This window comes from Pseudomonas sp. GW821-FHT10C09, from assembly GCF_059415465.1.
Window position 1 is genome coordinate 80,397 of record NZ_JBWKNG010000027.1, and the last position, 13,994, is coordinate 94,390.

10 protein-coding genes are annotated in these 13,994 nt (G+C 60.6%); all 10 read left to right on the forward strand.

Translation table 11 applies throughout. From position 1 onward, the window contains the following. Positions 1-115 precede the first annotated feature (115 nt). The 10 genes from hutH (AC07N8_RS24790) to mdoH all read left to right on the forward strand — a co-directional run bounded on the left by hutH (AC07N8_RS24790) (position 116) and on the right by mdoH (position 13,897). Positions 116-1,639: a histidine ammonia-lyase gene (gene hutH / locus AC07N8_RS24790; protein ID WP_483840976.1), complete on the forward strand. Its 1,524-nt coding sequence runs from the start codon at positions 116-118 to the stop codon at positions 1,637-1,639. A gap of 118 nt (positions 1,640-1,757) precedes the next feature. Further along, a complete protein-coding gene (gene hutH / locus AC07N8_RS24795; RefSeq protein WP_483840977.1) occupies positions 1,758-3,290 on the forward strand; it encodes a histidine ammonia-lyase in 1,533 nt (510 codons plus the stop codon). Positions 3,291-3,390: 100 nt separating this feature from the next. Next, positions 3,391-4,596 (forward strand): imidazolonepropionase, encoded by a 1,206-nt coding sequence (gene hutI / locus AC07N8_RS24800; RefSeq protein ID WP_493146111.1) that lies wholly within the window; start codon positions 3,391-3,393, stop codon positions 4,594-4,596. Between the two features lie 10 nt (positions 4,597-4,606). Next, entirely contained in the window at positions 4,607-5,410 is an 804-nt protein-coding gene (gene hutG / locus AC07N8_RS24805) for an N-formylglutamate deformylase (protein ID WP_493146109.1), read from the forward strand. 265 nt (positions 5,411-5,675) lie between these two features. After that, positions 5,676-6,623: a choline ABC transporter substrate-binding protein gene (locus AC07N8_RS24810; protein WP_483840980.1), complete on the forward strand. Its 948-nt coding sequence runs from the start codon at positions 5,676-5,678 to the stop codon at positions 6,621-6,623. Between the two features lie 146 nt (positions 6,624-6,769). Continuing rightward, positions 6,770-7,687 (forward strand): alpha/beta hydrolase, encoded by a 918-nt coding sequence (locus AC07N8_RS24815; RefSeq protein ID WP_493146107.1) that lies wholly within the window; start codon positions 6,770-6,772, stop codon positions 7,685-7,687. 105 nt (positions 7,688-7,792) lie between these two features. Then, complete coding sequence (gene pip / locus AC07N8_RS24820) at positions 7,793-8,764, forward strand: prolyl aminopeptidase (protein WP_483840982.1); 972 nt, start codon at positions 7,793-7,795, stop codon at positions 8,762-8,764. Beyond that, the gene (dtd, locus tag AC07N8_RS24825; protein WP_493146104.1) at positions 8,761-9,198 is read left to right on the forward strand and encodes a D-aminoacyl-tRNA deacylase; all 438 of its coding nucleotides are present in this window, start codon (positions 8,761-8,763) and stop codon (positions 9,196-9,198) included. The genes pip and dtd overlap by 4 nt, the downstream gene beginning before the upstream one ends. 321 nt (positions 9,199-9,519) lie before the next feature. Then, on the forward strand, positions 9,520-11,334 hold the full coding sequence (locus AC07N8_RS24830; protein ID WP_483840983.1) for a glucan biosynthesis protein G: 1,815 nt from the start codon (positions 9,520-9,522) through the stop codon (positions 11,332-11,334). Next, on the forward strand, positions 11,327-13,897 hold the full coding sequence (mdoH, locus tag AC07N8_RS24835) for a glucans biosynthesis glucosyltransferase MdoH (RefSeq protein ID WP_493146102.1): 2,571 nt from the start codon (positions 11,327-11,329) through the stop codon (positions 13,895-13,897). The genes AC07N8_RS24830 and mdoH overlap by 8 nt, the downstream gene beginning before the upstream one ends. Positions 13,898-13,994 lie beyond the last annotated feature (97 nt).

Sequence of the window (13,994 nt, forward strand, 5' to 3'; positions counted from 1 at the left end):
CTTCGCGAGCAGGCTCGCTCCCACATTGGAATGCGTACCCCTGTGGGAGCGAGCCTGCTCGCGAAGGCGGCGGTGGAGCTGCATCAAAATTGAAGAAATACAGTTGAGGTCAAAGATGTCCCAGGCTGAAAAAATCGTTATCACTGAAGCGCAGGTCCGCTGGCAGGATGTGGTCGCCGTCGCCCGTCATGGCGCGCAGCTTGAGCTGTCGGCGCCGGTCTGGGCACGCATTGAAAACGCCCAGGGCATCGTCCAGCGCATCGTCACCAGCGGCGAGCGTGCCTATGGCATCAACACCGGGCTGGGCGCGTTGTGCAACGTGTCCCTGCAAGATGAACAACTCAGTCAGTTGTCGCGCAACACCCTGCTCAGCCACGCCTGTGGCGTGGGGGCGCCGCTGACCAACGAGCAGACGCGCGCCATCATGTGCGCCGCCGTCGTCAACTACAGCCACGGTAAATCCGGCCTGCACCGCCAGGTGGTCGAAGCCCTGCTGGCGCTGCTCAACCGTGGCATCACCCCGCAAGTGCCGTCCCAGGGTTCCGTCGGCTACCTGACGCACATGGCGCACATCGGCATCGCGCTGCTGGGCGTCGGCAATGTCAGCTATCGCGGGCAGATCGTTTCCGCTCAGCAAGCCCTGGCCGAAGAAGGCCTGCAACCGGTCAAGCTCGGCGCCAAGGACGGTTTGTGCCTGGTCAACGGTACGCCGTGCATGACCGGCCTCAGCTGCCTGGCGATTGCCGACGCCGCGCATTTGCTGCAGTGGGCCGACGTGATCGGCGCCATGAGTTTCGAAGCCCAGCGCGGTCAGATCGACGCGTTCGATGCCGAGATCATCGCGCTCAAACCGCACCCAGGCATGCAGCAAGTCGGCATCAACCTGCGCGCCGTGCTCGATGGCAGTGAAGTGATCGCCAGCAGCAAAGGCATTCGCACCCAGGACGCCTTGAGCATTCGCTCGATCCCGCAGGTCCACGGCGCTGCCCGTGACCAACTGGTTCACGCGACTCAACAGATTGAAAACGAACTCAACGGTGCCACCGATAACCCATTGGTGCTGGGCACGCCGGACAACTATCGCGTCGTTTCCCAAGCCAATCCGCACGGCCAGTCCGTAGCGATGGCGGCGGACTTGCTGGCCATCGCCATGGCTGAAATCGGCTCCATCGCCGAGCGTCGCCTCGATCGCCTGATCAACCCGCACGTCAGCGGTCTGCCGGCGTTTCTGGTGGCCAACCCGGGCGTCAACTCCGGGATGATGATCGTCCAGTACGTCGCCGCTTCCCTGTGCGCGGAAAACCGTCAATTGGCGCAACCGGCCGTGCTCGACAATTACGTCACGTCCGGCCTGCAGGAAGACCACTTGAGCCTGGGCACCAACGCCGCGCTGAAGCTGCATCGTGCGCTGGAAAACTGCACGCAGATCCTCGCCATCGAGTACTTGCTGGCGGCCCAGGCGTTTGAATTCTTGAAAGAGCAACGCTTTGGCGCGGGCACCGATGCGGCGTGGCGTCTGCTGCGCGAGCGTGTTCCTGCTTATGATCAGGACCGCTGGCTGGCGCCGGACATCGCTGCGGCCGCCGCGGTATTGAAAGAACAGAATTTGCTGCACAACGCTGTACCGAACCTGAACTGAAATCCACAACACCAGCGTGCCAAGGCGCCAGCCCCTCTCAAAAAGTCGGGAAGCGACGGACAACGGAAATTTCCGGAGCGTCTGGTTAGTTAATAAAAACTCTCAAAAGGAGAATGATGTGACTGCGCTTAATTTGATTCCCGGCCAACTGAGCCTTGCCCAACTGCGTGATGTGTATCAGCAACCGGTCAAAATCACCCTCGACCACAGCGCCTCGGCGCAGATCGAGGCCAGCGTTGCCTGCGTGGAACAGATCCTCGCCGAGAACCGCACCGCCTACGGCATCAACACCGGTTTCGGCCTGCTGGCCTCGACCCGCATCGCCAGCGAAGACCTGGAAAACCTCCAGCGCTCGCTGGTGTTGTCCCACGCCGCCGGTGTCGGCGAGCCGATCAGCGACGCGCTGGTGCGCCTGGTCATGGTGCTCAAGGTCAACAGCTTGAGCCGTGGTTTTTCCGGTATTCGTCGCGTGGTCATCGACGCGCTGATCGCCCTGATCAACGCCGAGGTTTACCCGCACATTCCACTGAAAGGCTCGGTCGGTGCTTCCGGCGATTTGGCGCCGTTGGCCCACATGTCGCTGGTGCTGCTGGGTGAAGGCAAGGCTCGCTACAAAGGCGAGTGGATGGAAGCCACCGAAGCGCTGAAAGTCGCTGGTCTGACCCCGCTGACCCTGGCTGCGAAAGAAGGCCTGGCGCTGCTCAACGGCACTCAGGTTTCTACCGCTTATGCATTGCGCGGTTTGTTTGAAGGTGAAGACCTGTTCGCTGGCGCCGTAGCACTGGGTGCGCTGACCGTTGAAGCGGTGCTGGGCTCGCGCTCGCCGTTCGACGCGCGCATCCACGCTGCTCGTGGCCAGAAAGGCCAGATCGACGCCGCTGCCGCATACCGTGATTTGCTGGGCGAACGCAGCGAAGTGTCCGATTCGCACGAAAACTGCGAAAAGGTTCAGGACCCATACTCCCTGCGCTGCCAGCCACAAGTCATGGGCGCCTGCCTGACTCAGTTCCGTCAGGCTGCCGAAGTGTTGGCCGTCGAAGCCAACGCCGTGTCGGATAACCCGCTGGTGTTCGCCGCTGAAGGCGACGTGATTTCCGGCGGTAACTTCCACGCCGAACCGGTGGCCATGGCTGCTGACAACATGGCGCTGGCCATCGCGGAAATCGGCTCCCTGAGCGAGCGCCGTATCTCGCTGATGATGGACAAGCACATGTCGCAACTGCCGCCGTTCCTGGTGGCCAATGGCGGCGTGAACTCCGGCTTCATGATCGCCCAGGTGACGGCAGCGGCACTGGCCAGCGAGAACAAGGCCCTGGCGCATCCGCATTCGGTGGACAGCCTGCCAACTTCGGCCAACCAGGAAGACCACGTGTCCATGGCTCCGGCGGCGGGCAAGCGTCTGTGGGAAATGGCAGAAAACACCCGCGGTGTGCTGGCAGTGGAATGGCTGGCGGCGGTGCAGGGCCTGGACTTGCGCAATGGTCTGAAAACCTCGCCGACACTGGAAAAGGCGCGGGCGATTCTGCGTAACGAAGTGCCGTTCTACGAGAAGGACCGCTTCTTTGCGCCGGACATCAATGCCGCGACCGAGTTGTTGGCATCGCGTTGCCTGAACGAGTTGATCACGGCGAAGTTGCTGCCGAGCCTGTAACGGCCCCTTCGCGAGCAGGCTCGCTCCCACAGTGGATTGCGTAAACCCTGTGGGAGCAAGCCTGCTCGCGATTCGATTTTGAATTTGATGGAGACTCGGGATGAAAACTCTCTGGCAACACTGCCACGTCGCAACCATGGCGCAAGGCGTCTACTCGATTATCGAGGACGCGGCCATCGTGACGTCAGGTGCGCTCATTGAGTGGATCGGCCCGCGCGCTGAACTGCCGGCGGGCGAGTACCCGGCAGTCAATGATCTTAAAGGGGCCTGGGTGACTCCGGGCCTGATCGACTGCCACACCCACACGGTGTTTGGCGGTAACCGCAGCGGTGAATTCGAACAGCGTCTGCAAGGCATCAGCTACGCGGAAATCGCCGCGGCCGGTGGTGGCATCGCCAGCACCGTGCGCGCCACCCGCGCGGCGACCGAAGACGAACTGTTCGCCAGCGCCGCCAAGCGTCTGAAAAGCCTGATGCGCGACGGCGTGACCACGGTCGAAATGAAATCCGGCTACGGCCTCGACCTGGTCAGCGAACGTAAAATCCTTCGCGTGATCCGCCGCCTCGGCGCCGAACTGCCGGTGAGCGTGCGCAGCACCTGCCTTGCCGCCCACGCCTTGCCGCCGGAATATGCTGATCGCGCCGATGACTACATCGATCACATCTGCGCCGACATGCTCCCGGCCCTTGCTGCCGAAGGACTGGTGGACGCGGTGGACGCCTTCTGCGAATACCTGGCGTTCTCGCCGGCGCAGGTCGAGCGTGTGTTCATCACCGCACAGGAACTCGGTTTGCCGGTGAAGCTGCACGCCGAACAACTGTCATCGCTGCACGGTTCGAGCCTGGCGGCGCGTTATCACGCACTGTCGGCCGATCACCTGGAGTTCATGACCGAGGACGACGCCATCGCCATGGCCAAGTCCGGAACCGTCGCGGTGCTGCTGCCAGGCGCGTTCTACTTCCTGCGGGAAACCCAGTTGCCGCCCATGGAAGCCCTGCGCAAGCACGGGGTGAAAATCGCCATCGCCAGTGACCTCAACCCTGGCACCTCGCCGGCGCTGTCGTTGCGCTTGATGCTGAACATGGCCTGCACCTGTTTCCGCATGACCCCGGAAGAAGCCCTGGCCGGTGCAACGATTCACGCCGCCACCGCGCTGGGCATGGCCGACACCCACGGTTCGCTGGAAGCCGGCAAGGTCGCGGACTTTGTCGCCTGGCAAATCGATCGTCCGGCCGACCTGTCGTACTGGCTGGGCGGTGACCTGGAAAAACGCGTCGTGCGTCACGGCGTCGAGACAAGCGTTTAGGAGAGCAGTTGTGGATAAGGTTCTGAACTTCAAACAAGGCCGCGTGCCGCTGCTGATCAGCATGCCCCACGCCGGCCTGCGCCTGACCCCGGCGGTTGAAGCCGGGTTGATCCCCGACGCCCGCAGCCTGCCGGACACCGACTGGCACATTCCGCAGCTCTACGAGTTTGCCGCCGAGTTGGGCGCGAGCACGCTGGCGGCCGAGTATTCGCGATTCGTGATCGACCTGAACCGGCCTTCCGACGACAAGCCTTTGTATGTCGGCGCGACCACTGGTCTGTACCCGGCGACGCTGTTCGATGGCATTCCATTGTTTCGCGAAGGGCTGGAGCCTTCGAAAGCAGAACGCGCCACCTGGCTGGAGCAGATCTGGACGCCGTATCACATGACCTTGCAGAACGAACTGGCGCGACTGAAAGCCGAGTTCGGTTATGCGTTGTTGTTCGACGCGCACTCGATCCGCTCGATCATCCCGCACCTGTTCGACGGCAAACTGCCGGACTTCAACCTCGGTACCTTCAATGGCGCCAGTTGCGATCCGCAGTTGGCGACTCAACTGGAAGCGATCTGCGCGAAGCACACCGATTACAGCCATGTGCTGAACGGTCGTTTCAAGGGCGGTCACATCACCCGGCATTACGGTAACCCGGCCGAAAATATTCATGCGGTGCAACTGGAGTTGGGCCAGTGCACGTACATGGAAGAATTCGAGCCGTTCCGCTATCGCCCGGATCTGGCTGCGCCGACGCAAGTGGTACTCAAGGAATTGCTGCAAGGCCTGCTGGCCTGGGGCAAAACCCACTACAAACGCTAAAACCTTACACAAAACCCTGTGGGAGCGAGCCTGCTCGCGAAGGCGGTTTATCAGTGACATCAATGTCGGCTGATCCACCGCTTTCGCGAGCAGGCTCGCTCCCACATTGGTTTGGCGTTCACTTCGACACCTGACAGGACTGTCGCCACCGTGCAAATCTCGGTCGCCACAGTTCGCTTTTACCCTCTCGCTGCTGCGTAATGTGCTGAGCACGGTGCACGAAGACACCGGCCCTCACAATAATCTGCCGCACGAGACTCTCCCGATGAAAAGACTGTTCACCCGCTGTCTCTCAATCCTCTGCGGCACGGCTCTTCTGAGCACCAGCGTCCTGGCCAGTGACGATGCTTCCTGCAAAGCCGTGCGCATGGGCGTGGTCAACTGGACCGATGTCATTGCCACCAGTGGCATGGCCGATGTGCTGCTCAATGGCCTCGGCTACGAAAGCAAGCAAACCAGCGCCGTGCAGCAAATCATCTTCGCCGGCATCCGCGACAAGCGCCTCGACATCTTCCTCGGTTACTGGAAACCGGCGATGGACAAAAACATCGCGCCGTTCGTGGCCGCCAATCAAGTGAAAGTCATGGACAAGCCGAGCCTGGCCGATGCCCAGGCGACGCTCGCGGTGCCTGATTACGTGGCCGCCGCTGGATTGAAAACCTTCGCTGATATCGCAAAATTCAAGGATCAGCTCGGTGGCAAGATCTATGGCATCGAGCCGGGTAGCGGCGCCAACACCACGATCAAAACCATGATCGAGACCAATCACTTTGGCTTGAAGGATTTCAAACTGATCGAGTCTGGTGAGGCCGGCATGCTGGCCGCCGTGCAGCGGGCGGTGAATCGCAAGGAATTCGTGGTGTTCGTCGGCTGGACGCCGCACCCGATGAACATCAACATGAAGATCGCCTACCTGACCGGCAGTGAAGACGTGTACGGGCCGAACGAAGGCGCGGCGACCGTTTCCACCGTTACCGCACCGGATTACGCCCAGCGTTGCCCGAACGTCAACCGTCTGCTGGAAAACCTGACGTTTACCGCGTCCCAGGAAAGTCAGTTGATGGTGCCGATCATGGAGCGCAAGACACCGCAGGACGTGGCCAGGCAATGGTTGCGTGATCACCCGGAAGATTTGCAGCGGTGGTTGGCGGGCGTGTCCAGTTTTGATGGCAAGGATGGCGTCGCAACCGTACAGGCCACTTTGAAAAACTGAGTTCAGATGCACGAATTGTGGGAGCGAGCCTGCTCGCGAAGAGGGTGTGTCAGACGACATTAATGGTGGCTGTCCCTCCGCCTTCGCGAGCAGGCTCGCTCCCACATAGTGGTTTTAGCCTCCCTGAACGAACTGGCACCAGGCTCATGACTACCTACCCGCTTTCCGAACAGATGACGGCCTTCGTCGAGAAGACCGTCAGCTTCAACAGCACCGACACCAGCCTCGCCGGTTTGCGCCTGGCCTACAGCGAGATGTGCCGGGCGTTCACCCCGCCACGTCCTGAAGGGCTCTACGTCGTCGATTTCGCTTTGGCCGGTGTGGCCGTCAGGTCTTACCAGCCACACGCCACGCCATCGTCCGATGCATGCCCGTGCATTGTGTATCTGCACGGTGGCGGATGGGTGGTCGGCGATCTGGATTCCCACGACTTCATCTGTGCCGAGCTCGCCTCGACACTTGGCGTATTGGTGATTGCCGTTGATTACCGTCTGGCGCCGGAGCATCCGTATCCGGCGGGGTTCGATGATTGCCTCAAGGTCTGGCGCGCGTTGCGCACCGGGCCGTTCCAGCTTGATCCCGAACGGACGCTGGTGATGGGAGACAGTGCCGGCGGCAATCTGGCGGCGGCATTGTGCCTGGCGCTGCGCGATGCCCACGAACCACTGCCCGCTGCGCAGGTCCTGATCTATCCGGGACTGGGCGGCGATCAACAGTCGCCATCGCGCAGCGAATGTATCGATGCGCCGTTACTCAGCAGCAGCGATGTCGATTGCTATCACGCCTTGTACTTGCGCGGCAGCCGACGGCCGGGCGCCTATGCCATGCCGTTGCTCGCCGGATATTTCGGTGGACTGCCGCCGGCCTTGATTGCCGTCGCGCAATTCGACCCGCTGCGCGATGACGGCGTGCTGTACGCCGAGCAACTGGAAGCCGCCGGCGTGGACACCACGTTGTACTACGGCGAAGGGCTGGTTCACGGCTGTTTGCGCGCACGCGGCCAGGTCGCCGAGGTCGACGCACTCTATGAAACGCTGCTCGGGTTTTTGGCTGACAGACTCTGACGCTGCAAGGGGCATGCTCATTGACGTAATTCGGGTTTATGATGCCGGACGGCAGAATAATAGAAGTCCCCCCAGGGATGACCTCGACCCCTTACGGAGCGCGCAATGCAGACTTTGTACCCACAGATCAAACCCCACGCCCGGCACGATCTGGCCGTCGATGACACCCATACGCTCTATGTCGACGAAAGCGGTTCACCGGAAGGTTTGCCGGTGGTGTTCATCCACGGCGGCCCCGGCGCCGGGTGTGATGCCCAGAGCCGTCGGTATTTCGATCCAAACCTGTATCGCATTGTCACCTTTGACCAGCGTGGTTGCGGTCGCTCCACCCCTCACGCCAGCCTCGAAAACAACACCACCTGGGATCTGGTCGCCGACCTTGAGCGAATTCGCAAGCATCTGGGCATCGACAAATGGGTGCTGTTTGGCGGCTCCTGGGGTTCGACCCTGGCGCTGGCCTACGCGCAAACCCATCCGGAGCGTGTCCACGGCCTGATCCTGCGCGGGATCTTTCTCTGCCGTCCGCAGGAAATCGAGTGGTTCTACCAGGCAGGCGCCAGCCGTCTGTTCCCCGATTACTGGCAGGACTACATTGCGCCGATCCCGCTGGACGAGCGGGGCGACTTGCTCAGCGCTTTCCACAAGCGCCTGATCGGCAACGACCAGATTGCCCAGATGCATGCGGCCAAGGCCTGGTCCACGTGGGAAGGCCGGACCGCGACGTTGCGTCCGAACCCGCTGGTGGTCGATCGCTTCTCGGAGCCTCAGCGTGCGTTGTCGATTGCACGCATCGAATGTCACTACTTCACCAACAATGCCTTCCTTGAGCCCAACCAGCTCATCCGTGACATGGGCAAGATTGCCCATTTGCCCGGTGTGATCATCCACGGTCGCTACGATGTGATTTGCCCACTGGATAACGCCTGGGAATTGCACCAGAACTGGCCGAACAGTGAATTGCAGATCATCCGTGACGCCGGCCATGCCGCCGCCGAACCGGGCATCACCGATGCGCTGGTTCGGGCCGCCGGCCAGATGGCGCGCCGCTTGCTCGACCTGCCGCCCGAAGAAGCATGAAGGGGCTGTTGCAACGCGTACGAGGTGCGCGAGTCGAGGTTGCGGGGGAAGTGGTGGGGGCGATCGACCAGGGGTTGCTGGTACTGGTCGCCGTCGAGCCCGAGGATACTCAGGCCAGCGCCGACAAACTTTTGAATAAGCTGCTTAACTATCGGGTATTCAGCGACGCCGAGGGCAAGATGAATCTGTCCCTGGCGGATGTCGGTGGAGGGTTGCTGCTGGTCTCACAGTTCACCCTGGCCGCTGACACAAAAAGCGGGCTGCGTCCGAGTTTTTCGACCGCGGCCCCTCCCGCGTTGGGTGAGGAGCTATTCGACTATCTATTAGGCAAAGCGAAACAGGTGCATGGCACTGTGGCATCAGGTAGATTCGGCGCGGATATGCAGGTGCACCTGGTCAACGATGGCCCGGTAACCTTCCTGTTACAGACCTGAAAGCGCTTGAAACAACTTTTTAAGGGCTTTTCGACTGTAAACAGGCGTTTTTCGCGAGAAATACTTTGTTGCGCCTGATGCGTTGTAACGCGGCCTACTAGATAATCGCGCGCTACGGGGATCGGCGTTCGTTGGTCCATTTTGACTTAGGTAGAGACTTGTCCTGGACCGTTTGGGGAATCATTTAGCCCCATCGGAGTCGGAACAATGCTCGCCAACTTGGCAAGAGTGGTTTGCAAGGTCGGTTTTTTCATGCCGTTGACCGTGCAAACCCTTCAACTGGCCGTTGGTTTTTTGATCTGTTTTCGGCGAGGGTTGCTCGTGATTGTTAGTCCCTGTAATGCACCAAAATTGACTGCCAAACGGTTCCGAAGCGCTCTGGTAGCGGGCTCTGCACTGCTCTGCCTATTCAGCGCCGGCCAGCTTTGGGCATTCAATCTGGAGGATGTGTCGGTCAAGGCAAAAGAGCTGGCCGCACAAAAATACGAAGCTCCGCGCAGTAACCTGCCGAACGAGTTCCGCGAGATGAAATTCGCGGACTATCAGAAAATTCGTTTCCTGACCGAAAAAGCCGAATGGGCCGATCAGAAAACCCCATTCAAGCTGTCGTTCTATCACCAGGGTATGCATTTCGATACGCCAGTGAAAATCAACGAAATCACGGCTAACTCCGTCGAAGAAATCAAATACGACCCAAGTCGTTTCGATTTCGGCGACGTGAAGTTCGATCCTAAGGCCACCGAGCAACTGGGTTATGCCGGTTTCCGGGTGCTGTACCCGATCAACAAGGCTGACAAGCAAGACGAAATCATGACCATGCTCGGCGCGAGCTATTTCCGCGTCGTCGGCAAGGGCCACGTCTATGGTTTGTCTGCTCGCGGCATGGCGATTGATACCGCGTTGCCATCCGGCGAAGAATTCCCGCGTTTCACCGAGTTCTGGATTCAACAGCCAAAGCCGGGTGACAAACACCTGGTGATTTTCGCCCTGCTGGATTCGCCACGTGCAACCGGTGCCTATCGTCTGACCCTGCGTCCGGGCAGCGACACCATTGTCGACGTCAAGGCGCAGATGTTCCTGCGCGACAAGGTTGGCAAGCTGGGTGTTGCTCCATTGACCAGCATGTACCTGTTCGGCGCCAACCAGCCTTCGAAAGTGCTGAACTACCGTCGTGAACTGCACGATTCCAGCGGTCTCGCGATCCATGCCGGCAACGGCGAGTGGATCTGGCGTCCATTGAACAACCCGAAACATCTGTCGGTGAGCAACTTCTCGGTCGAGAACCCGCGTGGTTTTGGTCTGCTGCAACGTGGCCGTGATTTCAGCCACTACGAAGACCTCGACGACCGCTACGACAAGCGCCCAAGCGCCTGGATCGAGCCGAAGGGTGATTGGGGCAAAGGTACCGTGGATCTGGTCGAGATTCCGACCGCCGACGAAACCAACGATAATATCGTGGCTTTCTGGAACCCGGAAAAACTGCCGGAGCCTGGCCAGCCGCTCGATGTCGCTTATCGTATGCACTGGACCATGGACGAGTCCGCGATTCACGCACCTGACAGTGCCTGGGTCAAACAGACCCTGCGCTCCACTGGTGACGTTAAACAGTCCAACCTGATCCGTCAGCCGGACGGCAGCGTTGCTTATCTGGTGGACTTCGAAGGCCCGTCCCTGGCGGCATTGCCACCGGATGCGGACGTTCGCAGCCAGGTCAGCGTGGGCGACAACGCCGAACTGGTCGAGAATAGCGTGCGTTACAACCCTGAAACCAAGGGCTGGCGCCTGACGCTGCGCATGAAGATCAAGGACGCAGGAAAAGCCACCGAAATGCGCGCGGCGCTGGTGCAGAACATCGTGCCGGCAGACTTGGCCAAGACGTCGATTCCAGCCTCGAATTCGTCTGTCGCCAAAGCCGACAAGGTTGCCGCCAAGCAACAGGAAAAAGCCGACAAGGAAGCCAAGCAGGCAGAGGCCAAGCAGGCCGATGCCAAGCCGGTTGCAGATGCCAAGGACAAGGCTAATAAAGACGCCAAGCAGCCAGTGGCTGCCGACGCGGCCCCAGCCACACCGGAATCGGGATCGACTGAAGAAGTCCTGACCGAGACCTGGAGCTATCAGTTGTCTGCCGATGAGTAATTCTCAAGTACAGCCAGAGACGCTTGCCGAGTATCTGGCGCATCTACCGATGACCGACGAGCAGCGCGCGGAACTCGCGGGCTGCCAGTCCTTCAGCGAATTGCACCAGCGTCTGTCGTCCTCGACGTTCGACGCTCCGACCGAGGCTGCCCAAGCCTCGGTAGGCCGTCGCTTGACCCTGAACACTGCGCAAGAACTGGAAGAAGCGGAAATGCTGGCGGTCGACGCCAGTGGTCGGGTTTGCCTCAAGGCGACCCCGCCGATCCGTCGGACCAAAGTCGTGCCGGAGCCGTGGCGCACCAACATTCTGGTGCGCGGCTGGCGTCGTCTGACCGGTCGCACCAATCCGCCGGCACCGCCGAAAGATGAACGTGTGCTGCCGGCAGCTCGCTGGCGCACCGTGGGTTCGATCCGTCGCTACATTCTGCTGGTGTTGATGCTCGGTCAGACCATCGTCGCCGGCTGGTACATGAAAGGCATCATGCCGTACCAGGGCTGGTCGTTCGTCGACCTCAACGAAGTGCTGCATCAACCGCTGCTGCAAACCGCCACGCAAGTGCTGCCATATGCCCTGCAAACCAGCATCCTGATTCTGTTCGGGATTCTGTTCTGCTGGGTGTCGGCCGGTTTCTGGACCGCGTTGATGGGCTTCCTTGAATTGCTTACCGGGCACGATAAATACCGCATCTCCGGTAAAAGTGCCGGTAATGAGCCGATTCCGAAGGATGCGCGCACCGCATTGGTGATGCCGATCTGCAACGAAGACGTGCCGCGTGTATTTGCCGGTCTGCGGGCAACGTTTGAATCGGTAGCGGCCACGGGTGACCTGGATCGCTTCGACTTCTTCGTCCTCAGCGACAGTAACGACGCCGACATTTGCGTTGCCGAGCAGCAAGCCTGGCTGGATGTCTGTCGCGAAGCCGGTGGCTTCGGCAAGATCTTCTACCGCCGCCGTCGCCGTCGCGTGAAACGTAAAAGCGGTAACCTCGACGACTTCTGCCGTCGTTGGGGCGGTGACTACAAGTACATGGTCGTGCTCGACGCGGACTCCGTGATGAGCGGCGAATGCCTGACCAGCCTGGTGCGCCTGATGGAAGCCACACCGGACGCCGGGATCATCCAGACCGCGCCGCGTGCGTCGGGCATGGACACCCTGTATGCGCGCATGCAGCAGTTTGCGACGCGTGTGTACGGTCCGTTGTTTACCGCCGGTCTGCACTTCTGGCAGTTGGGTGAATCCCACTACTGGGGCCACAACGCGATCATCCGCATGAAGCCATTCATCGAGCACTGCGCCCTGGCGCCGTTGCCGGGCAAGGGTGCTTTCGCCGGTGCGATTCTGTCCCACGACTTCGTTGAAGCAGCGCTGATGCGCCGTGCCGGCTGGGGCGTATGGATTGCCTACGATTTGCCGGGCAGCTACGAAGAACTGCCGCCCAACCTGCTGGACGAACTCAAGCGTGACCGTCGCTGGTGTCACGGTAACCTGATGAACTTCCGCCTGTTCCTGGTCAAGGGCATGCACCCGGTTCACCGGGCGGTGTTCCTGACCGGCGTGATGTCTTACCTGTCGGCGCCGTTGTGGTTCTTCTTCCTCGTGCTGTCGACGGCGCTGCTGGCGGTCAACACGCTGATGGAACCGCAATACTTCATGGAGCCGCGACAGCTGTATCCGCTGTGGCCGCAATGGCATCCGGACAAGGCTGTGGCGCTGTTCTCCACGACCATCGTGCTGCTGTTCCTGCCGAAGCTGTTGAGCATCCTTCTGATCTGGGCCAAGGGTGCGAAAGAGTTCGGTGGCAAGTTCAAGGTGACGATGTCGATGCTGCTGGAGGTCCTGTTCTCCATGCTGCTGGCGCCGGTGCGGATGATTTTCCACACCCGTTTCGTACTGGCCGCGTTCCTCGGCTGGGCCGCGACCTGGAACTCGCCTCAACGTGACGACGATTCCACGCCATGGAGCGAAGCGGTCAAGCGCCACGGTCCGCAGACCTTGCTGGGCTTCTTCTGGGCCTTGCTGGTGATCTGGCTGAACCCGAGCTTCCTGTGGTGGCTGGTGCCGATTGTCGGTTCGTTGATGCTGTCGATTCCGGTGTCGGTGATTTCCAGCCGTGTCGGTCTGGGCTTGAAGTCCCGTGACGAAAGCCTGTTCCTGATCCCTGAGGAATACAATCCGCCGCAGGCGCTGCTGGCGACAGACCAGTACACCCACGAAAACCGTTATCACGCACTGAACGACGGCTTCGTCCGGTCGGTGGTCGATCCGCAGCAGAACGCCCTGGCGTGCGCGCTGGCGACCTCGCGTCACGGTCAGGCCGAGCCCATCGAATGGCTGCGGGTAGAGCGGGTTCGTCACGCCTTGAAGGTCGGGCCGCAGGGCTTGAACAACGATGAGCGTGTGCAATTGCTGAGTGACCCGGTGGCATTGGGTCGACTGCATGAGCAGATCTGGAGTGAAGGCCACCCCGAATGGCTGCAAGCCTGGCGTCAATCGGTGAGCGCGGATCCCCACGCGCCGCTGCTGCCGCTCAAGCCTGTGAGCGTACAGCCTCAGTTGGCGTGATAAAAAACCCCGCTCATGCAGCGTAATGCTGTTCACTTAAGTATTTGAGTCTCAGCAAGGCTTCATCGAAAATCCGATGCCAGACCTCTGGCATCGG